Origin of the sequence: Ectothiorhodospira variabilis, from assembly GCF_022227625.1 — a bacterium.
In the GTDB taxonomy this organism is placed as follows: Bacteria; Pseudomonadota; Gammaproteobacteria; order Ectothiorhodospirales; family Ectothiorhodospiraceae; genus Ectothiorhodospira; species Ectothiorhodospira haloalkaliphila.
The window spans coordinates 93,112-114,567 of record NZ_JAJNAO010000006.1; the positions used below are offsets into that span (position 1 = coordinate 93,112).

Genomic DNA, 21,456 nt, shown 5'->3' on the forward strand with positions numbered 1-21,456 from the left:
CCATGGTGACGGAAGAGTCTGCACCGGAACCGGGCTTTGATGCCAAGTCCTTCCTGGCCGGACTGACCCGCCATCCGGGTGTCTACCGGATGCTGGACGAGGATGGCGTGGTGCTCTACGTGGGCAAGGCGAAGAACCTCAGAAACCGGGTGTCCAGCTATTTTCGCCGCAACCTGCCCAGCCCCCGCATCCGTTCCATGGTGGCGCAGATACGGGATGTGCAGGTCACGGTGACCACCACCGAGGCCGAGGCCCTGCTGCTGGAGAACAACCTCATCAAGCAGCACCGGCCGCGCTACAACGTGCTGCTGCGAGATGACAAGAGCTACCCTTATATCCACCTCTCCCAGCACACCTATCCACGCCTGACGTTTCATCGTGGCGCCCGCAAGAAGCCAGGGCGCTACTTTGGGCCGTATCCATCCACCCCGGCGGTGCGCGACACGCTCAACCTGTTGCAGAAACTCTTTCTGATCCGCCCCTGCAAGGACAGTTTTTTCGAGAATCGCTCACGCCCCTGCCTGCAATACCAGATCAAGCGTTGCACCGCTCCCTGCGTGGGGCTGATCGATCCCCTGGCTTATGACCGCGATGTGAAGCATGCGGTGGATTTTCTCGAGGGTCGCAGCGATCAGGTGATGCGGGATCTGGTGGCCGAGATGGAGACGGCCTCGGCTCGCCTGGAGTTCGAGCGGGCGGCCCAGCTGCGTGATCAGATCACCCGACTGCGGCAGATCTCCGAGCGGCAGTATGTGAGCGGTGAGGGCGGGGATGTGGATATCATCGCCGCGGCCCTGGAGGGGGGGCAGGTGTGTGTGCAGGTCTTCTCCATTCGCGGTGGCTTGAACCTGGGCAACCGGGCCCTCTTCCCCAGCCTGCCGGAGGAAACCAGTGGCGAAGCACTGATGACGGCCTTCCTGGGGCAGTATTACCTGTCCCGGGAGGTGCCGCCCCAGATCATCGTCAGTCATGCCCCGGAGGAACCGGAACTGCTGGAGGAAATGCTTGCCATGCAACGGGGCCACAAGGTGACCCTTGCCTGGAACGTGCGCGCCGAGCGTGCGCGCTGGCTGGAGATGGCCCAGCGCAATGCTCAGATGTCGCTGGCCACGCGTCTGGCCGGCAGGGCCGGGATGCGTGAGCGCCTGGAGGCCCTGCGGGAAGCCCTGGAGCTGGAGGAGGTGCCCACACGCATGGAGTGTTTTGATATCAGCCACTCCCAGGGGGAGGCCACTGTCGCCTCCTGTGTGGTCTTCAACCCCGAAGGTCCGCTCAAGTCGGATTACCGACGCTTCAACATCCGTGACATCACCCCCGGGGATGATTACGCGGCCATGCACCAGGCCTTGCATCGGCGTTACACCCGTCTCAAGGAGGGGGAGGCGCGTCTGCCCGACATCCTGTTCATCGATGGTGGCAAGGGGCAGGTGCGTCAGGCCTTGGAGGTGCTGGAGGAGTTGCAGGTGGAGGGTGTGATGGTGGTGGGCATCGCCAAGGGCGAGGATCGCCGGCCGGGCCTGGAAACGCTTATATTGAGCGATGAACGCGGCCCGTCTATACTGCCGCCCAGCTCAAAGGCACTGCACCTGATTCAGCAGGTCCGTGACGAGGCGCACCGGTTTGCCATCACGGGACACCGTCAGCAGCGTGCCAAGGCACGCAATACGTCACCGCTGGAGCAGATTCCCGGTATGGGGCCCAAGCGTCGCCAGCAACTGCTCAAGCATTTTGGTGGCTTGAGGGGCGTCAGCAGTGCCAGGGTGGAAGAGCTCGCCAAGGTGCCCGGCATCAGTCGCAAGCTGGCGCAGCAGATATTCGATTCGCTACACGACGACTGATTCATGACATTCTCCATCCCCAATCTGCTGACCTGGCTGCGGATCGCCCTGATCCCTTTGATCGTGGTCACGTACTACTATCCTCACCCGCTCTCCGGCCCGGTGAGCGCCTTCATCTTCGCCCTGGCAGGGGTGACGGACTGGCTGGATGGCTATCTGGCGCGGCGCCTGGAGCAGACATCCCAGTTTGGTGCCTTTCTCGACCCGGTGGCCGACAAGCTCATGGTGGCCACGGCCCTGGTGCTGCTGGTAGACAACCCAGGTGGCGTTCTGCTCACCCTGGCGGCGGTGGTGATCATCGGCAGGGAGATCGCCATCTCCGCCCTGAGGGAGTGGATGGCGCAGCTGGGGCAGTCAGGGGCGGTGGCGGTGTCCTGGATCGGCAAGCTCAAGACCACCGCGCAGATGGTGGCCATCTTCCTGTTGCTCTACGGCCAGCCCATCCTTGCTCTGCCCAGTATGAGCATTGGCATGGTCCTGCTCTACGTGGCCGCTGGCCTCACCCTGTGGTCCATGTTCCACTACCTGCGGGCAGCCATGCGCATCAGCGAGTAGCCTGAGCCATCGGTTCAGGCGGAGGCGGCCTGGGCCGCTGGTCGCTGAGCGGTCGATTTGTCGAAGCGGACCGACTGGCGATACGGGAAGACATCGCCATGGATGCCTTTCTTCACGTCCTCCTGTCGCGCTTGCCAGTAGCGGTAGTCGAACAGGTCGGGGTGCAGCTTGATCAGGGTGCGGCGCACCCTGGGGTCGGTGCTCAGGAAGGTGGGGAATTCCTCGGGGAAGACCTCGTTGGGGCCGGCTGAATACCAGGCATCCGAGCTGAGTTCGTCCTCGGGGAAGGGGGATTCGGGGATCTTGCGGAAATGGCACTCGGTGAGATAGCAGATCTCATCGTAATCATAGAACACCACCTTGCCGCTGTCGGTGACCCCGAAGTTCTTGAACAGCAGGTCGCCGGGGAAGATGTTCACGCCCATCAACTGCTTCACTGCCAGTCCCCATTCATGCAGGGCATGACGTGCTTCTTCCTCATTGGCACTTTGCAGGAAGACGTCCAGCGGCAGCATGCGCTTTTCGATATACAGGTGCTTGATCACCAGCATGCCGTCGCTTTCCTCCACCTGGGAACCCACCTCGTTCTGCAGGGCCTCCAGCAGTTCCGGGGAGAACCGTGACAGGGGGAAGGCCACCTCGGAAAACTCCAGGGTGTCGGCCATGCGGCCCACCCGGTCGTGCATCTTCACCTGCAGGTAACGTCGCTCGATCAATTCGTGGGTGACATCCTTCTGCGGCGGGAAGCGGTCCTTGATCACCTTGAATACATACGGGTAGGAGGGCAGGGTGAAGACCATCATCACCAGGCCCGGCGTACCCGGGGCCAGGGCGAACAGGTCGTCGCTGTCGGCCAGGTGGTGGAGGAAGTCCCGGTAGAATTCGTTCTTGGCCTGCTTGTGGAAGCCCAGGCTCATGTAGAGTTCGGCCACGGCCTTGTTGGGCATCAGATCCTGCAGGAAGGCCACGGTGGCCGCAGGGACCGGGGTTTTCACGAGGAAGTAGGCCCGGGCAAAGCTGAACACCGCTTCGGCCTCCTCCTCGGTGGTGAGCAGCGCGTCGGCGACGATGCCGCCGTGTTCGTTGTTGGTGAGCGGCACGATGAACGGGTGGCAGTGCCCCTCGTGCACCACACGGCCAATCAGGTAGGCGGCCTTGTTGCGAAAGAAGGGGAACTCCAGCACGTCGATGCGCAGATCCGACATGGCCTCGGAGCCGAATGCGGATCGCTCGATCAGGGCCTCGGTGATGTTGCTCACATCCTGGGACAGGTCGGCGTGGGGCAGGTTGAAGTAGAAGGCGGAGAGGATCTCCCAGATGCAGGTTTCCACGCCCCCATCGCGGGTATGGAAGGACAGATAGCCCCGGTAACGCTCGGCCAGTTCCTGTCGGTTGGCCACGGATTCCAGGAAGATCATGTCGTTATTGTAGTATTTGCGCTCAAAAAGGCGGCAGAACACCGAGTTGTAGAAGGTTTCTGCCAGTTCCGGGCGGGAGTGGTGCTGGAGCAGGTCCATGTAGGAGATCTTCACCCGCTGCCACAGTTGTTCCTCCAGGCCATTGATACCGAAGGTGGCGCGCACCTTGGAGAGGGTTTCCTGCACCCGCCCGTCGTAGGAACTGATCCGTTTGACTGACGCGGCCCGAACGGCCTCCCAGTCGGCATGCTCGAAGCGTTCCCGGGCACTGCTGGTGATTTCCTGGAAGAACGAGAAGTGGCGTTCAAAACCCGTGAGGATGGAGCGGGCGATCTGCCGCGCGCGGTCATTCATGGTCTGCTGGTCGCCTTTGGTCGCCTGAGCGGTGTGTGCCGTCGTCATGTCGAATTTACTACAGTATTTACTCTGTTTGCATCAGTTGCTATGTTGCATTGCACCAGCAAATGGTTACTATTGAAATTTCTTGCTGGCTTTTGTCTGAGTCTAGACTACGCTTGGCCCCTCCATTCGAGAAGTCGGGTGGAGTCGTCGGGTAAGCAGATAAGCGGGTTTCCGGTCTGCGTCACCGGGGCCCACACGAGAACGTTCGGCCATACGTTGTCCTGTCCGGACCGAGAGACCCCCGCCCGGGATACGGGCCACAACGATATAGTGACAGAGGATTAGGCATGATGAACCGAGATGAACAGATCAAGGCGCTCGAAAAGGACTGGGCAGAAAATCCGCGCTGGAAGGATGTGACGCGCGGCTACACTGCTGAGGACGTGGTGCGCCTGCGTGGCTCCGTTCAGCCTGAGCACACCCTGGCCCGCCGCGGCGCCGAGAAGCTGTGGAAGCTGGTCAATGGCGACGCGAAGAAGGGTTACGTGAACTGCCTGGGCGCCCTGACCGGTGGTCAGGCCGTGCAGCAGGCCAAGGCCGGTATCGAGGCCATTTATCTGTCCGGTTGGCAGGTGGCGGCGGATGCCAACACCTCCGAGACCATGTATCCGGACCAGTCCCTGTACGCCTATGATTCCGTGCCCACGGTGGTGCGTCGCATCAACAACGCCTTCAAGCGTGCCGATGAGATCCAGTGGTCCCGTGGCATCAGCCCGGAAGACAAGGACGGTATCGATTACTTCCTGCCCATCGTGGCAGATGCAGAAGCTGGCTTCGGCGGTGTGCTGAATGCCTACGAACTGATGAAGAACATGATCACCGCCGGCGCCGCGGGCGTGCACTTCGAAGACCAGCTGGCCGCGGTGAAGAAATGCGGTCACATGGGTGGCAAGGTGCTGGTGCCCACCCAGGAAGCGGTGCACAAGCTCATCGCCGCCCGTATGGCGTCCGACGTGATGGGGGTGCCCACCCTGTTGCTGGCTCGTACCGACGCCGAGGCCGCCAACCTGCTGACCTCTGACTTTGATGAGAACGATCGTCCGTTCGTCAGCGGCGAGCGTACCGCCGAGGGCTTCTACCGGGTGAAGAATGGTCTGGAGCAGGCCATCTCCCGCGGTGTGGCCTATGCCCCGTATGCTGACCTGGTGTGGTGCGAGACCGGCACGCCGGATCTGGGCTTTGCCCGTGAGTTCGCCGAGGCCGTGCGCGCCAAGAACCCGAACCAGCTGCTGGCCTACAATTGCTCTCCCTCCTTCAACTGGAAGAAGAACCTGGACGACAAGACCATCGCCCATTTCCAGGAGAAGCTGTCCGAGTACGGTTACAAGTACCAGTTCATCACCCTCGCCGGTATCCACAACATGTGGTACAACATGTTCGATCTGGCCTACGACTATGCCCGCGGCGAGGGCATGAAGCACTATGTGGAGAAGGTGCAGCAGCCCGAGTTCGCGGCACGCGACAAGGGTTACACCTTCGTGTCTCACCAGCAGGAGGTGGGTGCCGGTTACTTCGACGACATCACCACCGTGATTCAGGGTGGCACCTCTTCGGTGACCGCGCTGAAGGGTTCCACCGAGGAAGATCAGTTCAGCGGCTAAGGCCTGCCTGGGCTGGCCCGAACTGAACGGGACCTTCAAAGGGCCGCATCAACCGGAAACGGGGGGTGCGGCCCTTTTCGTTATATGCGGCCCCTCGGGGTGTGGGTGGTGGGCCGACGGGCATCGGGGCATTGCGGTGTTTCAGTGGCTTGCGAACGGGCCTGGGTGGGGCCAGGTGTCCTGACCGCGGGGCGCCGTGAATACGTCCCTGTAGGCTTGGCAGCCGCATCCATGCGGCTGACACCCGCTTACAGGCCACCTGGCCCCACCCAGGCCCTTGCATTGTGGCTTGACGTTAAATGATCAGGAGTGTGCAGATGACATCCGAGCGATTGAATTTTCAGGGTACGGCGGACTTGTGTGATGAGCACGAGGACGGCGATATCCAGGTGTGTGAGCCGATCTTTCGGGATTTTGGCGGGGAGAAGGCCTTCTCCGGCGAGATCGTGACCTTGAAGTGCTTTGAGGACAATTCCAAGGTGCGCGAGATGCTGGGCACCGATGGACGCGGCAAGGTGCTGGTGGTGGATGCCGGGGGCTCCATGCGGTGTGCGATGCTGGGGGATCAGCTGGCCATCCTGGCGGTGAAGAATGGCTGGGCCGGTGTGGTGATGTATGGCTGCATTCGGGATTCCCGGGCCTGCGGGGCATTGTCCCTGGGGGTGAAGGCGATGGCCACGCATCCCCTCAAGAGCAGGAAGATGGGGGTGGGGCAGGAGAATATCCCGGTGCGCTTTGCGGGCGTGGAATTCCGACCGGGGGATCTGCTGTTTGCGGATGAAGATGGTATTGTGGTGCGCCCTGGCTGATTGTGTCCCGTTTTTGAGGTGAAACCATGCGGATCCCACGACTTTTTGCTGTGCTGTGTTCTTTCTTGCTGCTGGCTGCGGGGCATGCTTCGGCAGAGGTCCAGATCAAGGAGATCGAGGCGGGCGAGGGTGATCGGGCAGCGATGCACCACACGTTGCATGTGCATTACACCGGCTGGCTGGAGGATGGTACGCAGTTTGATTCCAGTCACGACCGGGGCGAGCCGCTGCGCCTTGTGCTGGGCCATGGGCAGGTGATTCCTGGTTGGGAAATGGGTCTTGAGGGAATGAAGGAGGGCGGCAAGCGGGAGCTTGTCATCCCGCCGCACCTGGCCTACGGGTCCCGGGGGGCGGGTGGTGTGATTCCACCGGACGCGACGCTGCGCTTTGAAGTGGAACTGGTGCGCGTGGAAGGGCCTGCCTACTCGAACGTGAGCAATGCTGAGTTGGAAGCCCTGCTGGAGTCGGGTGTGACCCTGATCGACATCCGCCGTCCCGATGAATGGCAGCAGACCGGCGTGTTGGAAGGGAGCGTGCTGCTCACGGCCTTCGATGAGCAGGGGCGTTTCAACCCGGCCTTTCCGGCGGAGCTGAACCGGTTGGTTGAACGGGACGAGTCCTTTGCCATCATCTGCCGCGTGGGCAACCGCACGGCCTTCCTCTCCCAGGCCATGGCGGAGCAGGGGGGGTATGAGAACGTACACAATGTCACCGAGGGCATCATGGGCTGGATCGAGTCGGGCAAGTCGGTGACCCGTTCCTGCCCTGAGCTGACCTTTGGTGCACGTTGCTGAGGGTCTGTCGGTGCCTGGTACACCCGTTCGTTTTCGTCTGACGGTATCCTGCCCGGATCGGGTAGGTATCGTGGCCGCCGTGAGCGGCTTTCTGGCGGGTCATGGGGGGTCCATCACCGAGGCGAGCCAGCACTGTGATCCGGTGACCGGCTGGTTCTTCATGCGCTATGAGATCGACGCGGGCACGCTCCCCTTCGATGCCGATGGCCTGAGGGGCGCCTTTGCGCCCGTGGCCGAGGCCTATGGCATGCACTGGCAGGTGACCGACGCCAGCCGGCCCCGCCGGGTGGTGCCGCTGGTGAGCCGTCAGGATCACTGTCTGACGGATCTGCTGTATCGCTGGCGCAGCCAGGAGATGTTTCTGGAGATCCCCTGCGTGATCTCCAACCACGAGACCATGCGGGACTACGTGGAGTGGCATGGCATCCCTTATTACCATGTGCCGGTGGATCCGCGGCACAAGACAGCCGCCTTCGAGCGGATCTCATCCCTGGTGGAGGAGGCCCGGGCCGATGTGGTGGTGCTGGCCCGGTACATGCAGATCCTGCCCCCGGAGATGTGCCAGCGCTTTGCCGGGCGGGTGATCAATATCCATCACAGTTTCCTGCCCTCGTTCGTGGGGGCCCGGCCCTACCACAAGGCCTTCGAGCGGGGGGTGAAACTGATCGGCGCCACCTGCCATTACGTGACCGATGAGCTGGATGAGGGGCCCATCATCGAACAGGACGTGGTCAGGGTGCGGCATGACCATACGGTGGATGAACTGGTCCGCCTGGGGCGTGACGTGGAGCGCACGGTGCTCTCCAGGGGGTTGCGCTACCACCTGGAGGACCGTGTGCTGATTCATGGGAACAAGACGGTGGTCTTCAGCTAGTTCGTCAGGGGGGCTCAGAACATCCCCATCAGGTCGCGCAGGTTCATCACCTGACGGCCTTCCACCTTGAGGACGCCGTCCTCCAGTTCCAGGGCCAGGGTGACGCGCTGGTCTTCCCACTCGGTGACGAAGGGCATCATGCCCAGGATCACCGACCATTCCCGCCACTGCTGCTCCACCATCTGCGCCAGATGGGCCTCACTCACGTGGGGCCATTGGGCCCTAAGGGAGCGCTCCATGATGGACTGGACCAAAGGTTCGTCAAAGGTGAGCCGCAGGCCGCCATACAGGTTGTGCAGCTGCTGGAGTTCTCCGTCCAGTTCGAAGTCGGGGTCTTCCCTGAGACCGAGGCTGACCTGGCCCGAGAGGGCGCCGGTATCGTCCCTGGCCACTGACACCTGCTCCAGAATGATCTCGCCCCCCTGGCGGAGCAGGGCGGTGAAGGCCCGTTCCAGACGTTCCTCGTCCTGCCGGGTCAGGTCGGCCTCCGGATCCAGATTGTTTGCCAGGGCCGCCAGGTCGCGCAGGACCTCGTAGCCGAGATCCGAGCTGAGCTGAAATTGGGCCTGATCCACCACCCGTTCGCCATTGAGGGAAACGCGCCCGAGGGAGAAGGCCATGCGGTCGCGGAACCGATCCCCATCACGGTGGTTGTTCCAGTTCATGGCCAGCTGCTTCAGGGACAGGGTGCCCTCCGGTTCCTCCACGGAGAGATGCCCGAGGGACAGTCGGGAATCACCCACAATCACCAGGCCTCCGTCCAGCATGGCGTCTTCCAGCCACAGGCTCAGGTCCTCCAGCAGGGCATCCAGGTCCCCGTCCTGCTCCCGCAGCCACAGGCGTGGCAGGGAGGCTTCCAGATGCGCCAGTCGGTCCTCATTGGCCAGGCGGGCATGCAGGGACCAGGGGCGCCAGGAGGCTTCGCCCGTGCGCTCGCCCTGAGCGTCCAGGATACGACCGGCGTAGGCGATTCCGCTCAGGGCGGCTTGATGCCGGCCCCGTGTGTGCACGTCCACCTGGTAGCGAAGCCAGTCATCGTCCTCAAAGTCCGGCAGGATGGATCGCCAGGTGTCGGAGAGCGTGAGGCCGCCCTCCACGCGCGCGATCGTGCCCAGCAGGCCGGCCAGTCCCCGCGTGGTGACCTGGGCGGTGCCGGAGGTTTCCAGGCGGGGCGTGCGGGTGTCCTGCAGGTCGGCCAGCAGTTCCCAGACGGGGCCGTGTGCCTCAGGGATGTAGCGCAACCGGTATTGGAGTTCCCCGGTGGCACGATCGTAATCGGCCCAGCGCAGGTGCAGTCCGGGCGTGTCGGTGTCCTGATCCTGCCAGGCCTGAAGCGTCGCCTCGACCTCTTGTGCTGCGGCACGATGCACCAGGTGATTGGCGCCCAGGACGATCACCGCCAGGATCAGGAGCAGCGCCAGAATGATCAGGGCGGTCCGTTGGCGGGCGGGGGGCATGTTGCTGGGAGGGGCCATGGCTGATCTCGTCAACAGATGAGGGGTCAAGGGTAATGCCTGAGCGGCCGGGGATCCACATCACCGGCGCGCACGACGAAAGGCCTTGAGGCCGGCATTGCGTTGGGTGAGCTGGGAGGGTGGCACGGGGTGTGGAACCTGTTCGCCCAGGTAGCGTAGGTGACTGATGCAGCCCGCCCTGCAATCGCTGGCCCCGAACCCGGGGATCAGGCTGTCTCCGCCCATGCGGGCGTTGAGAGCGCATTCGGCTTCGTGATGCAGTGTGACGTGAACCACGCGGGCCTCCGCGCGGGTGAGCAGCCAGTCGATGTGCCAGCGTCGGGTCTTTTGGCGGCGCAGATGCCGCTCGACACGGGCATCGAGATGTTGCCGGGCGCTGCCGGTGTAGATGTACCAGCCGGCCGGCAGTCGATGGGTGGGAAGTCGCCCTGCCTGTATCCGGCAGGGTCGACGCAGATGGATGTACAACTGATAGGTGGTGGGCAGGGACATGGCCCGTTCAGTATGCCATGTCTCCCACCCACCTGGCGTGGCGTCACCGGCAGGTGACGCCCGGTGGCATCAATGCTCTGCGGCCTTGTTGATGCCGATACCCGTCTGGGAACGGATGTACTGGGCCTCGAACCGGCGACGGTCCTCGGCGGCCCGCTTGGAGCGGTCCAGCCTGGAGAAGGCCCAGATGCCCAGGAAGGCGATGGTCACCGTGAACAGGGCGGGGTTGCTGTAGGGCACGATGGCCTCTTCGTTGCCCATCACCTCGACCCACACATTCGGGCCCAGCACCACCATGACCACGGCGGAGATCAGGCCCAGGGAGCCACCGATCACCGCGCCCCGGGTGGTCATGTCATGCCAGTACATGGACATGATCAGCACCGGGAAGGTGGTGGAGGCGGCAATGGTGAAGGCCAGGCCCACAAGGAACGCGATGTTCTGGCTCTGGAAGGCGATCCCCAGCAGGATGGCGATGATGCCCAGGATGATCGTGGCCACCCGGGAGACACGCATCTCCTGCTGGCTGGTGGCGTTCTTGTTGATCACGTTGGCATACAGGTCGTTGGAGATGGCCGAGGCACCCGCCAGGGTCAGGCCGGCCACTACCGCCAGGATGGTGGCGAAGGCCACGGCGGAGATGAAGCCCAGGAAGAGGTCACCGCCCAGGGCGTGGGCCAGGTGGACTGCCGGCATGTTGTCGCCGCCGAACATGCGCCCGGTCTCGTCGAAGTAGTTCGGGTTGCCCATGACGAAGGCGATGGCGCCCATGCCGATGATGAAGGTCAGCACGTAGAAATACCCGATGAAACCGGTGGCGTAGAACACCGACTTGCGGGCTTCCTTGGCGCTGGGCACGGTGAAGAACCGCATCAGGATGTGGGGCAGACCGGCGGTACCGAACATCAGGGCGATACCCAGCGAGATGGCGGAGATGGGATCGCTCACCAGACCACCCACCTTGAAGATGTCCTCACCCAGAGCGTGACGATCGGCGGCCCCCTGGAACAGGCCCTCCAGGCTGAAGCCGTAGAAGTAAAGCGACATCCCGGCGATGAAGGTGGCACCAGAGAGCAGCAGCACGGCCTTGATGATCTGCACCCAGGTGGTGGCCAGCATGCCGCCGAAAGTCACATAGCCGATGATCAGGATGCCGACGATCAGTACCGCCACTTCGAAGCTCATGCCGAACAGGGTCTGGATCAGGGCACCCGCGCCCACCATCTGGGCGATGAGGTACAGCAGCACGATGGTGATGCCTGCAAAGGCGGAGAACACCCGAATGGGGATCTGCTGAAAGCGGAACGAGACCACGTCGGAGAAGGTGAACTTGCCCAGGTTTCTCAGGCGCTCGGACATGATGAACATGATCACCGGCCAGCCCACCAGAAAGCCGATGGAGTAGATCAGGCCGTCGAAGCCGGAGGTGTACACCAGGGCGGTGATCCCCAGGAAGGAGGCCGCCGACATGTAGTCGCCGGAGATGGCCAGGCCGTTCTGGAAACCGGTGATGCCGCCACCGGCGGTGTAGAAGTCGGAGGCGGTCTTGGTGCGGCGGGAGGCCCAGTAGGTCACACCCATGGTGCCCACCACAAAGACGATGAACATGATGCTGGAGGTCCAGCTGCTGCCACCCACGGCCTCGGTGATGTCGCTGGGCTCGGCCAGGGCCACGCCCACGGTCAGCAGGGCGGCCAGCAGCAAGAAGGTCAGTAAGGGTTTCATTCAGCGTTCTCCCTGACGGCGGCGGTAAGCTTGTCAAATTCCGTGTTGGCCTTGTACACGTAGATGCCGGTGAGCATGAAGGCGAACAGGATGATGCCTACGCCCATGGGCACGCCCAAGGTGATGATGCTGTCGCCAAAGGGACGGATGGCCAGGACGTCAGGCAGGAAGGCCACCAGCATGATGAAGCTGTAGTAAACCAGTAGCATGATGGCGCTCAGGCTCCAGGCGAGGCGTGAGCGCTTTTTCACCAGCCTCTGGAAGTTGGGATCCGCCTTGATGCGGTCGATGGTGCTTTGGTCCATGAATGCTCCCGCTTTGTGCACAGAAGAATGGATATACCCTTATGCTTTTTATGTGGGTATAAGTGCAATGATTAAACGGGCGGATGTTCTTACATCGAGGGGCATGTTGCAAGGCAGCAGCGGCGCATTGCGGCTTTTAATGCCCGGGATCAAGGTTTGGACATGAGGGGGGGCATACAAATGAAAAAGCCACCATTTCGGTGGCTTTTCGGTGCAATTTGGCGGAGAGGGAGGGATTCGAACCCTCGATACGGGGTTACCGTATACACACTTTCCAGGCGTGCGCCTTCGACCGCTCGGCCACCTCTCCAAAGTGCGTCACCCTGACCGGATAGTCCGGGTCACAAGGGTGTCTGCCAGGCTGGAGGGAAACCCCGCCTGACAAGGTGCGCAAAGATACATCAAACTTCGGAATTTGGCAAACGGGATCGCACCCGGGATCGCGCCATGGTGTTGCGGTATGAGTGATCGGATGATGCGGGCCCCGATGGCTGGCGAGGCGGCCCTTGAAGCGGTGTGGCCTGGGACAGGGGCGCGGGCCGGGCGATGCCGTAGCCTTGCGCAAAATCCACGCCCAGCTCGGCCAGAGTGGCCAGCACCGCATCGTCTTCCACGAACTCGGCAATGGTATGCAGGCCCATCACCCGGCCGATGCGGGCGATGGCGTCCACCATGGAACGATCGATGGGGTCCCGGGCGATATCCCTCACCAGGCTGCCGTCGATCTTGAGGTAGTCCACCGGGAGTTGCTTGAGATAGGTGAATGAGGACAGGCCGGTGCCGAAGTCATCCAGGGCGAAACGGCAACCCCGTTGGCGCAGTTCATTCATGAACAGCCCGGCCCGGGTCAGGTTGGCGATGGCCGCCGTCTCGGTGATCTCGAAACAGATGCGCGAGGCAGGGATCTGGTAGCGCTCCAGTTGCTGGATGACGAAACCGGGGAGTTGTTCATCGTTCAATGAGGCGCCAGAGAGGTTGATGGCATAGATGGTTCCGCTGGAAGAGGATGCGTGGCGGGGATCCTCCCTCAAAACATGGGCGAACTGACTGAAGAAATGGTGCACCACCCAGCGGTCCACCGCCGGCATCAGGCCAAAGCGCTCAGCGGCGGGAATGAAGGCGCCGGGCATGACTGCCCGGCCTTCCTCATCGAGCATGCGCAACAAGATCTCCTGGTGCGGGGGATGTTGCTGATCGATAACGGGCACAATGGGCTGCACATCAAGCCTGAAGCGATGCTCTGCCAGTGCCTCGTTGATCCGTGAGACCGCCTCCATCTCTCCGTGTCGCTGGATGAGCTCCTGATCGTCAGGATGGTAAACATGAATGCGGTCGCGGCCACGCTCCTTGGCCGCGAAACAGGCCATGTCGGCGGCGCTGAGGACTGCCGTCATGTCTTCGGCGGTGGATTCGAGCATGACGGCGCCGATGCTGATGCCCACCTCGAAGACCCGCCCCTGCCAGACGAACCGGAACTGACGCACCGTCTGACGCAGGTTATTGGCGATCTCCAGGGCCTTTTCGCGAGGGCAATGCTCCAGCAGGACGCCGAATTCATCGCCACCCAGGCGAGCCAGCGTGTCAGAGTCACGAATCTTCGCCAGGAGGGTAAAGGCCAGTTGCTTGAGCAGTTCATCTCCGGCCACATGCCCGCAGGTGTCGTTGACCACCTTGAACTGATCCAGATCCATGTAGAGCAGGGCGTGGTGGGCTTGGAGTTCGTGGGCCTGCTTGAGCGCCACCTGCAGGCGGCGCTCGAATTCAAACCGGTTGAACAGCCCGGTGAGGGGGTCATGGGTGGCCTGCCATGACAGCTTGCGTGCCATTTGTCGGGGCTTGGTGACGTCATGAAAGACCAGCACGGCGCCGATGGTATTCCCCTGACGGTCGCGGATCGGCGCGGCAGAGTCCTCGATGGCACGGGTGCGACCATCGCGGGTGATCATGACGATGTGATTGGCCAGACCCACATTGCGCCCCTCGCGCAGGCAGGCGTCCAAGGGGGTGCGCACCGTGGCACCGCTGGTTTCATTGACCAGTTGGAACATTTCGTCGGGGCGCTTGCCGCGGGCTTCCAGGATGGGCCAGCCGGTGAGGGCTTCGGCCGCTGGATTGAGGTAGTCCACGCGTCCATCGGCATCGGTGGTGACCACCGCATCGCCAATGGAATCCAGCGTGACCTGGGCGCGCTCCTTGGCATTGAAGACGGCTTCCTCGGCCCGCTTGCGTTCCGTGATGTCCTGCACCGTGCCGATCACGGTGCCCACCTGCCCATCCGGACGGCGGATCACCTGCGTCTGTTCATGGACGTGACGCACGTTTCCGTCGGCCCCGATGATGCGGTAGTCCAGTTCGCCGGCGATGCCTTCTTCCATGGCCTTGCGGTCGGATTGTCGCGCGGCTTCCTGGTCATCCGGGTGGATGCGTGCCATGAAGCTCTCGTAGTTGAGGTGGCGTTCCGTAGGGGCGGTGCCCAGCACACGGGACATCTCGTCGCTCCAGTAAAACGCCTGCTCGGGCAAGTGCATCTCCCAGGTGCCAATGCGGGCGGTGCGTTGGGCCCGCAACAGGCGTCGGTCTCGCTCTCCCAGGGTGTGCTGGGTCTCGGCGATGCGGGTGACCATCTGATCGAAGGTGCGCCCAAGATCCGCCAGTTCGTCGCCTCCAGTCACGCCACTACGGGTATTCAGATCACCCTCGGCAAACTGTCGCGTGGCCCGGGCCAGACGCTCGACACGCTTGGTCACTGTCCAGTGGAAGAAGATCAGCCCCAGGATGGCCAGTAGTGCCAGGTAGCCGATGAACCGGAGCACGAGTTCGCGCACATTGCTCTGGGCTGCTGCCTTCGCCGGCATCAGGTTCAGCTGGACCAGCATCAGCCCCTGCGATGGAACCTGCGCCGAGAGGCTGGGCGTGTCTGATATCTGATTGAGCGTGAAGGCGGCCAGGAGGGCATTGCGGGATTCACTGGTGAAAACTTTTCCGACACGGCTGGTGTCTTCGAGCAGGGCCGCGATCGACAGGTCGGGATAGAGGGCCGGGTTCAGGGGATGGGGAATCAGGCTTTCCCAGGGCTCTCCCAGGCGTTGGTCATCCATGCCGACAAGGATCTTCCCTTGCGCGCCCAGGATCACGGCCAGATTGACATCGAGTTCCTCGCTCATGGATTGCAATGTCTGCTGCAGGCGCGCGTGCTCACCTCGCGCCAGCATATCCGCGGCATGATCCTGCAAGCGCTGGGTCAGTGCCTTGAGGTGGCGTGCTTCGGAGGTTTCCACATGATTTGCGGCGGCGTTGAGGCCGAATCGGTAGGCCAGCAAGCTGCTCAGGGCGATAAACACCAGCAGGATCAGAACCGTCAGATAGCGCAGCGGGATGCGCGTCATGTTGGGGCCACTCCTGGGTTACCTCGCGTCCACCCCGTGCCGCCCGGGGAGAGTCGCATCTTCACTTGGGTTGCAGTAAATCCCTGCCGGGTGAAGGTTAACGCAGAAACCGTGCCGGATGTGCCCGTATGACACCGATCAAGGGAAAGAAATTTCGATTATTGTGGCCCCATCCGCATGATCGAAGCTGCGGGACGGGGCTCGCCGTGCCTCTCACCAAAGCGTGCCGTTGCGCCAGTCCCTGATCACGAGGCCGATGAGCACAAAGATGCACAGCGTGGTGATGATGGTTGCCACCGTCACGACAATGGAAAGAATTTCGACAGATGCCATGAGATTAACCCCATTCGGATCAGTGTTTTGGCGGGGGTTCTTTAAGTTGTTCCCAGTCGAACTCCTGGGGTCTGAGCCAGGTGGTGAGGAGCACGATCACCATGGACACCGCGGCTCCCACCAGGGCACCCACGTAGAACCCGATCTGGAAATAGGCGGTGATACCGGCCGCGCTGCCAGCCACCATGGCCAGTGTGGCGCCCCACCGGTTGGTACGACGCCAGTACAGACCGGCGGCAATGGGCCAGATGGTGCTGGCCACGAATGCACCGGTGAAGTGCAGCAGTTCCGCCAGGGTGGTGATGCGGGGCAGACATAACAGCCAGGTGACCACCCCCAACAGCAGGATGGTGACCTTGGTGGCGGTGCGCAGATGATCGGCACTGGCGTGAGGCCGCAGATGACGATAGTAGATGTCCCGCACCACCAGCATGGCGGTGGCTGCCAGCAGTGAGTCCAGACTGGAAGCCAGGGCGGCGAAGACCATGATCAGCACGATGACGGCGCCCGCCAGACCCAGCAACTCAGCGGAGATGATGGGGCCCACCATATCCGCGGCGGGGATGTTGGTCCCCAGGGCAGGTCCGGCCAGGGCGATGAAGCCGGCCACGATGGGGATCGGGGCCCAGAACAGGCCGGCCAGCAGGTAGGCCCACAGCCCGACGCCCTCACGGAACGAGTAGGCGCGTGTCCACCAGACATTGGAATGAAAGATCTCCCCCATGCCGAACAGCAGGTTGTTGAACAGGAACATGATGGCTGCGGGCATCATCAGGGTCAGCAGTTCGGGTCGTTCCAGTTCCAGGCTGAAGTGAATCTCGTCAAAGCCGATGCGGCCAATGACCATCCAGGCCAACACCACCAGGCCGATCAGGATCAGGATGGACTGGATGAAATCGGTGCCGATGACCGCCCGGAAACCGCCGATGAGGGTGTAGGCCACGCAGGCGGCCAGGATCACGGTCATGCCCTGCCAGTAGGGGATGCCCGACAGGGCATGTGTGAGCACGCCACCCGCCATGCCCAGGCTGACCAGCCAGCCAAAGCTGTAGAAGATGGAGATGCCCAGAAAGACCCGCCAAGCCACGTTGCCGTAGCGCAGGCGCACGAAGTCGCCACTGGTATAGCCATGGGGCATGAGTGTGCGAATGCGCTTGGCCAGCGGGGCAAACAGCAGTAGCCCGACGGCGCCCAGGGAATAACCCACCATGCCCCAGATGCCCATCTGATAGGCCAGTTGCGGGGCCATCATGGTGGTGTTGCTGGTCACCCAGGTGGCCATGGCGGTGGCGGTGCCCACGGCCAGCCCCACCTTGCGGCCCGCCAGGACGAACTGGTCCAGTTCCTTGTCCTTTCGACCGAAATACCAGCCCAGCCCCACGTAAAGGGCGGTGAACAGGGCAATCAGCAGCCAGGCAACTCCTGGCTCCAGGATGGCGGTTTCCTGGATGCTCATAGGCGCTCCTCATGCCGGACCCGCCAGCAGGCGGACCCTGAATGTACCGTAGTCGGAGTCATGAATCCTTGGGGATGATCCGGTTGGCCCGGGTACCGAAGGCGATGACGCCGGCGGTGGCCAGAAAGACCACCCCCCCCAGGGTGAAGATTCCGAAGGCCTGGGCGATGGAGTGATGCCTGACCTCCACGCTTTGTGTCTGGCTCCAATCGGTCTGGCTGCCATCGTCCAGCTGGGCCCGAACCCGGTAATGGAATGTGCCGTTGCTGCGCCCGCTGATCACTGTGGCGCCATCGGCCCCCTGGTAGAACACCTGGGCGTCGGAGAAGTCCTCCTCCGTGGCTTCCTCAAGGCGGAAATGGTCCACCTCGCCTTCATCGAGAGACCAGCGCAACTGGAAATATCCGGCCCGCGCAAGATCCGTGGTGCTTTCCAGGTGGGGTTTGGGGGCTTCGGCCAGGATGGGGACGGGCAGCAGGAACAGGGCCAGCACTGCAGGGACGGCCACCCGAAGGGTAAGCGAAAAACGGCCTGAATGTCGTGAGGACTGAGGCAAGTCACGCTCCTTTGGCCACCGGGCCACCGGCATGCCGTCAGAGGGCCGACGCGCTCACAAGACAATCACTGAGGAAATCGGCCCGTCTGCATGCGATTGAGGCGATGTCTTATGCGCTTACCCTAGTCGTGTGCTTTTCGGGGGTCAAGCGCGGGCCACGACGTTTGGGGCGGCTGCCCGGGCTGTCGGCTTTGCCCGGGCGGCCCGGGTGGCGTACATTATGCGCCCGCTCACCATCCGGGTTTCTTCATGCACTGGGCCTCCGTGCTGCGCGTTGTCGGGCTGCTGCTGATGCTTTTCAGCGGGACCATGCTGCCCCCGGCCATTGTCTCCGTGATCTACGACGACGGCGGGCTGTTGCCGTTCGTGGTCTCCTTTGGTGTGTTGCTTGCGCTGGGGTTGCTGCTCTGGCTGCCGGTGTGCCGTTCCCGCCAGGATCTGCGCACCCGGGATGGCTTTCTCATTGTGGTGCTCTTCTGGACCGTGCTGGGCCTCTCCGGGGCTTTGCCTCTGAGCCTGTCCCAGGCCCCTGCCGTTTCGTTCACCGATGCGGCCTTCGAGAGCATGTCCGGGCTTACGACCACCGGCGCAACGGTGCTGGTGGGCATTGATGACCTGCCGGAGTCGATACGCTTTTACCGCCAGCAACTGCAATGGCTGGGGGGCATGGGCATCATCGTGCTGGCCGTGGCCATTCTCCCCATGATCGGGGTGGGGGGTATGCAGCTTTACCGTGCCGAAACCCCGGGCCCCGTCAAGGACACCAAACTCACCCCCCGCATCGCCGAGACGGCCAAGGCCCTCTGGTATATCTATCTGTCACTCACGGTGGCCTGTGCGTCGGCTTACTGGCTGGCGGGGATGAACTGGTTCGACGCCATCGGCCACAGTTTTTCCACCGTGGCCATCGGCGGGTTCTCCACCTACGACGCCAGCATCGGGCATTTTGACAACCCGGTGATCTCCATGATCTGCGTGGTTTTCATGCTCATTGCCGGCATCAATTTTGCCATGCATTTCATGGCCTGGCGTACCCGATCCCTCACCCATTACCTGAAGGAACCCGAGGTGCGCTGGTTCCTGGGCATCATGGGGATACTGATGGTTGTCATGGTGGTCACTCTCCTCATTCAGCAGCATTACGATCATTGGGGAGAGGCACTGCACCATGGCGTCTTTCAGGCCGTCTCCATCGGTACGACGGCTGGATTCGCCACCGATGACTTCGCCCATTGGCCGATCTTCCTGCCGGTGCTTCTCGTCATGGCCGCTTTCATCGGCGGTTGCGCCATGTCCACCGGCGGTGGGATCAAGGTGATCCGGTTCATGCTGTTGATCAAGCAGGGCTATCGGGAGGTGATTCGCCTGGTGCATCCCCAGGCCCTGGTGCCCATCAAGGTGGGTGGGAAACCCGTGCCGGATCGCGTGATCGATGCAGTCTGGGGTTTTTTCGCGACCTACATTGCCCTGTTCGCCTTGATGATGCTGACCCTGATGGCCACTGGGCTGGATCAGGTGACGGCCTTTTCGGCGGTGGCGGCCACCATCACCAACCTGGGCCCGGGCCTGGGGGCAGTGGCAGAGAACTATGCGGCCATCAGTGATCTGGCCAAGTGGGTGCTCATGTTCGCCATGCTGCTTGGACGCCTGGAGGTCTTTACCTTGCTGGTGTTGCTGACGCCGGCCTTCTGGCGGCACTGAGCCGGGATCATGGGTCTTGACCCGACCCCGCCGCGGGCAGGCAATGGGCCCGATAGTCACCATGGGGGATGCGATCCGCAGGTCGGGTAGGGCGGTTGTACAGGTAGGTGTGAGCCTGCAATCGACGTCCATCCTGCAGCGTGACTTCGCGGGGAACCCGCAGATACAGGGAATGCGCCGGGTGTTTCGGGTCATAGTCTTCGATGCGGTCGAGACGGGAGAGCGTGAGTGGATCCACCTCATACACCTCGCCATGGACCTTGCCCTGGCCCGTCTTGAGGCCCGGGTAGCTACCCAGGTTGAAGAGTTGCCCGCGGGTGTGGGCGGGCCCAAGAAAACGGGCCGTTTTCAATGCATCGTGACGGCACAGCCCCCGGAGCAGGGTGCCGTAAACGAAGATACGGATGGACAAATCAAGGCCTCCCCAAAGCTGTTCCCATCCCGGGATTCACGATATGACCCACTGGCCCATGGACCGGCGTATCATTTTCAGGTTCCGCGGGTCTGTCAAACGCTTACCGTTGCTTTAAGATAGTGAACCCAACACCCTTGCGGGGAGAAGAGTCCGATGCCGAAGGGGAAAGGCCTCCTGGAGCGATGTTACCTGGCGCTGATGCTGCTGGGTTTGGGCTTGCCTGCCAGCGCTCAGGATCTGCGCGAATACTGGCCGATGGAGGCTTTTCTGGAAAGGCATGCCGAACAGCGTCCGTTGATGCACGCCTTTGAACGCCGGGTGAGCGAATCAGGCAGATCGATACCCGCCGAGCAGAGGCCTGATGTCCCGGTGACGGTGTCCGTGATCTACCCGGGATTACAGATCTCCGATTACTGGCGGCGTAACCTGGTGGCCTTCGAAGGTCGGGCCCGTGAACTGGATCTACCTCTGGATTTGCGGGTGTTTTTCAGTGGTGATGCACGGGATCAGGCCGTTCTGCAGGTGCAGCAGTTGCGGGAGGCCCTGGCCCATGAACCGGACTTTCTCATCTACACCCTGGATACTCCCGCGCATATGGCCTTGATTGATCGGTTGCTGGCGCGGGCCCCAGGGGCCGAGAGGCCCCATATCATCCTGCAGAACATCACCACCCCCGTGCGCGCCTGGAATGGCCTGCAGCCCCTGATGTATGTGGGCTTCGATCATCTTCAGGGCTCGCATCTGTTGTTGGACCATATTCGTTCCCAGGCCCTGGAAGGCGATGAGATCGTGGTGCTGTATGGAACGGACGGCTACGTCAGTCGCGCCCGTGGAGATACCCTGACCCGATCCCTTGTGGATGCGTCGGCGCCACGACTGCGTGATACCTATCTGACCGATCAGAATGTGGATATCGCCGAACAGGCGACGCTGGATGCCCTGGCGCGCCACCGGGATTTGCGGTTCATCTTTGCGTGCACCACGGATACGGCCCTGGCCTCGGTGCGCACCCTCGTTTCCCAGGCGCGCGCCGATGTGCAGGTGACCGGTTGGGGTGGCGGTGGCGCGGAACTGCAGGCCATCCGTGAAGGCACCTTGTCGGCAACGGTGATGCGCCTGAACGATGATGCAGGTGTGGCCATGGCCGAGGCCATCGCACTCCAGGTTCGTGGCATGGGGCACGAGATCCCGCAGATCTATTCGGGGGGAATGCACCTGGTGACACGGGATACCCCTGCCGAAGAACTGGAGGCATTGATGCAGCGCGCCTTCCGTTACTCCGGTGTGCCCGACTTGGTGCGTCACTAGGACGACCGGGGAT

17 protein-coding genes and 1 tRNA gene are annotated in these 21,456 nt (G+C 62.4%); 8 read left to right on the top strand and 10 right to left on the bottom strand.

Features of this window, described 5'->3' with window-relative positions; translation table 11 throughout:
- The first annotated feature begins 2 nt into the window (after positions 1-2).
- Together uvrC and pgsA are read left to right on the top strand one after the other, a co-directional pair.
- On the top strand, positions 3-1,838 hold the full coding sequence (uvrC, locus tag LPW30_RS08400) for an excinuclease ABC subunit UvrC (protein ID WP_239680608.1): 1,836 nt from the start codon (positions 3-5) through the stop codon (positions 1,836-1,838).
- Between the two features lie 3 nt (positions 1,839-1,841).
- Positions 1,842-2,393, top strand: coding sequence for a CDP-diacylglycerol--glycerol-3-phosphate 3-phosphatidyltransferase (gene pgsA / locus LPW30_RS08405; RefSeq protein WP_025281807.1), 552 nt, complete (start codon positions 1,842-1,844; stop codon positions 2,391-2,393).
- A gap of 14 nt (positions 2,394-2,407) precedes the next feature.
- On the opposite strand, the gene aceK is transcribed toward pgsA, so the two are convergent.
- Positions 2,408-4,165, bottom strand: coding sequence for a bifunctional isocitrate dehydrogenase kinase/phosphatase (gene aceK / locus LPW30_RS08410; protein WP_239680648.1), 1,758 nt, complete (start codon positions 4,163-4,165; stop codon positions 2,408-2,410).
- 338 nt (positions 4,166-4,503) lie between these two features.
- Here aceK and aceA point away from each other — a divergent pair, with 338 nt between their 5' ends.
- The 4 genes from aceA (at position 4,504) to purU (ending at position 8,291) form a co-directional block, all read left to right on the top strand.
- Entirely contained in the window at positions 4,504-5,814 is a 1,311-nt protein-coding gene (aceA, locus tag LPW30_RS08415) for an isocitrate lyase (protein WP_025281805.1), read from the top strand.
- 317 nt (positions 5,815-6,131) lie between these two features.
- Entirely contained in the window at positions 6,132-6,623 is a 492-nt protein-coding gene (gene rraA / locus LPW30_RS08420; RefSeq protein WP_029762480.1) for a ribonuclease E activity regulator RraA, read from the top strand.
- Between the two features lie 26 nt (positions 6,624-6,649).
- A complete protein-coding gene (locus LPW30_RS08425) occupies positions 6,650-7,417 on the top strand; it encodes an FKBP-type peptidyl-prolyl cis-trans isomerase (protein WP_025281803.1) in 768 nt (255 codons plus the stop codon).
- Positions 7,404-8,291, top strand: coding sequence for a formyltetrahydrofolate deformylase (purU, locus tag LPW30_RS08430; protein WP_476588313.1), 888 nt, complete (start codon positions 7,404-7,406; stop codon positions 8,289-8,291). The genes LPW30_RS08425 and purU overlap by 14 nt, the downstream gene beginning before the upstream one ends.
- Positions 8,292-8,305: 14 nt before the next feature.
- Here purU and LPW30_RS08435 read toward each other — a convergent pair whose 3' ends face one another.
- The 8 genes from LPW30_RS08435 to LPW30_RS08470 all read right to left on the bottom strand — a co-directional run bounded on the left by LPW30_RS08435 (position 8,306) and on the right by LPW30_RS08470 (position 18,019).
- Entirely contained in the window at positions 8,306-9,766 is a 1,461-nt protein-coding gene (locus LPW30_RS08435; protein WP_239680609.1) for a DUF945 family protein, read from the bottom strand.
- A gap of 60 nt (positions 9,767-9,826) precedes the next feature.
- Positions 9,827-10,258: a GIY-YIG nuclease family protein gene (locus tag LPW30_RS08440; RefSeq protein ID WP_239680610.1), complete on the bottom strand. Its 432-nt coding sequence runs from the start codon at positions 10,256-10,258 to the stop codon at positions 9,827-9,829.
- Positions 10,259-10,327: 69 nt separating this feature from the next.
- A complete protein-coding gene (locus LPW30_RS08445) occupies positions 10,328-11,983 on the bottom strand; it encodes a cation acetate symporter (protein WP_239680611.1) in 1,656 nt (551 codons plus the stop codon).
- Complete coding sequence (locus LPW30_RS08450; RefSeq protein WP_025281798.1) at positions 11,980-12,288, bottom strand: DUF485 domain-containing protein; 309 nt, start codon at positions 12,286-12,288, stop codon at positions 11,980-11,982. Before LPW30_RS08450 ends, LPW30_RS08445 begins: the two co-directional genes overlap by 4 nt.
- Positions 12,289-12,507: 219 nt before the next feature.
- Positions 12,508-12,598 (bottom strand) — tRNA-Ser (locus LPW30_RS08455).
- Between the two features lie 91 nt (positions 12,599-12,689).
- The gene (locus LPW30_RS08460; RefSeq protein WP_238624893.1) at positions 12,690-15,674 is read right to left on the bottom strand and encodes an EAL domain-containing protein; all 2,985 of its coding nucleotides are present in this window, start codon (positions 15,672-15,674) and stop codon (positions 12,690-12,692) included.
- A gap of 352 nt (positions 15,675-16,026) precedes the next feature.
- Positions 16,027-17,463, bottom strand: coding sequence for a sodium:solute symporter family protein (locus tag LPW30_RS08465; RefSeq protein ID WP_238624894.1), 1,437 nt, complete (start codon positions 17,461-17,463; stop codon positions 16,027-16,029).
- 58 nt (positions 17,464-17,521) lie between these two features.
- Entirely contained in the window at positions 17,522-18,019 is a 498-nt protein-coding gene (locus tag LPW30_RS08470; RefSeq protein ID WP_051582606.1) for a hypothetical protein, read from the bottom strand.
- Positions 18,020-18,268: 249 nt separating this feature from the next.
- Here LPW30_RS08470 and LPW30_RS08475 point away from each other — a divergent pair, with 249 nt between their 5' ends.
- Positions 18,269-19,720, top strand: coding sequence for a TrkH family potassium uptake protein (locus LPW30_RS08475; RefSeq protein ID WP_238624895.1), 1,452 nt, complete (start codon positions 18,269-18,271; stop codon positions 19,718-19,720).
- A gap of 7 nt (positions 19,721-19,727) precedes the next feature.
- Here LPW30_RS08475 and LPW30_RS08480 read toward each other — a convergent pair whose 3' ends face one another.
- Positions 19,728-20,132, bottom strand: coding sequence for a gamma-glutamylcyclotransferase family protein (locus LPW30_RS08480; protein WP_025281793.1), 405 nt, complete (start codon positions 20,130-20,132; stop codon positions 19,728-19,730).
- A gap of 156 nt (positions 20,133-20,288) precedes the next feature.
- On the opposite strand from LPW30_RS08480, the gene LPW30_RS08485 reads away from it, so the two are divergent.
- Positions 20,289-21,443 carry a substrate-binding domain-containing protein gene (locus LPW30_RS08485; protein ID WP_239680612.1) on the top strand — a complete coding sequence of 385 codons (1,155 nt, stop codon included), beginning with the start codon at positions 20,289-20,291 and terminating at the stop codon, positions 21,441-21,443.
- Positions 21,444-21,456 lie beyond the last annotated feature (13 nt).

What these genes read in the sequence shown, in the direction of transcription:
- uvrC (WP_239680608.1), top strand. Translation starts at nt 3, where the DNA reads ATGGTGACGGAAGAGTCTGCACCGGAACCGGGCTTTGATGCCAAGTCC.
- pgsA (WP_025281807.1), top strand. Translation starts at nt 1,842, where the DNA reads ATGACATTCTCCATCCCCAATCTGCTGACCTGGCTGCGGATCGCCCTG.
- aceK (WP_239680648.1), bottom strand. Translation starts at nt 4,165, where the DNA reads ATGAATGACCGCGCGCGGCAGATCGCCCGCTCCATCCTCACGGGTTTT.
- aceA (WP_025281805.1), top strand. Translation starts at nt 4,504, where the DNA reads ATGAACCGAGATGAACAGATCAAGGCGCTCGAAAAGGACTGGGCAGAA.
- rraA (WP_029762480.1), top strand. Translation starts at nt 6,132, where the DNA reads ATGACATCCGAGCGATTGAATTTTCAGGGTACGGCGGACTTGTGTGAT.
- LPW30_RS08425 (WP_025281803.1), top strand. Translation starts at nt 6,650, where the DNA reads ATGCGGATCCCACGACTTTTTGCTGTGCTGTGTTCTTTCTTGCTGCTG.
- LPW30_RS08435 (WP_239680609.1), bottom strand. Translation starts at nt 9,766, where the DNA reads ATGGCCCCTCCCAGCAACATGCCCCCCGCCCGCCAACGGACCGCCCTG.
- LPW30_RS08440 (WP_239680610.1), bottom strand. Translation starts at nt 10,258, where the DNA reads ATGTCCCTGCCCACCACCTATCAGTTGTACATCCATCTGCGTCGACCC.
- LPW30_RS08445 (WP_239680611.1), bottom strand. Translation starts at nt 11,983, where the DNA reads ATGAAACCCTTACTGACCTTCTTGCTGCTGGCCGCCCTGCTGACCGTG.
- LPW30_RS08450 (WP_025281798.1), bottom strand. Translation starts at nt 12,288, where the DNA reads ATGGACCAAAGCACCATCGACCGCATCAAGGCGGATCCCAACTTCCAG.
- LPW30_RS08460 (WP_238624893.1), bottom strand. Translation starts at nt 15,674, where the DNA reads ATGACGCGCATCCCGCTGCGCTATCTGACGGTTCTGATCCTGCTGGTG.
- LPW30_RS08465 (WP_238624894.1), bottom strand. Translation starts at nt 17,463, where the DNA reads ATGAGCATCCAGGAAACCGCCATCCTGGAGCCAGGAGTTGCCTGGCTG.
- LPW30_RS08475 (WP_238624895.1), top strand. Translation starts at nt 18,269, where the DNA reads ATGCACTGGGCCTCCGTGCTGCGCGTTGTCGGGCTGCTGCTGATGCTT.
- LPW30_RS08485 (WP_239680612.1), top strand. Translation starts at nt 20,289, where the DNA reads ATGCCGAAGGGGAAAGGCCTCCTGGAGCGATGTTACCTGGCGCTGATG.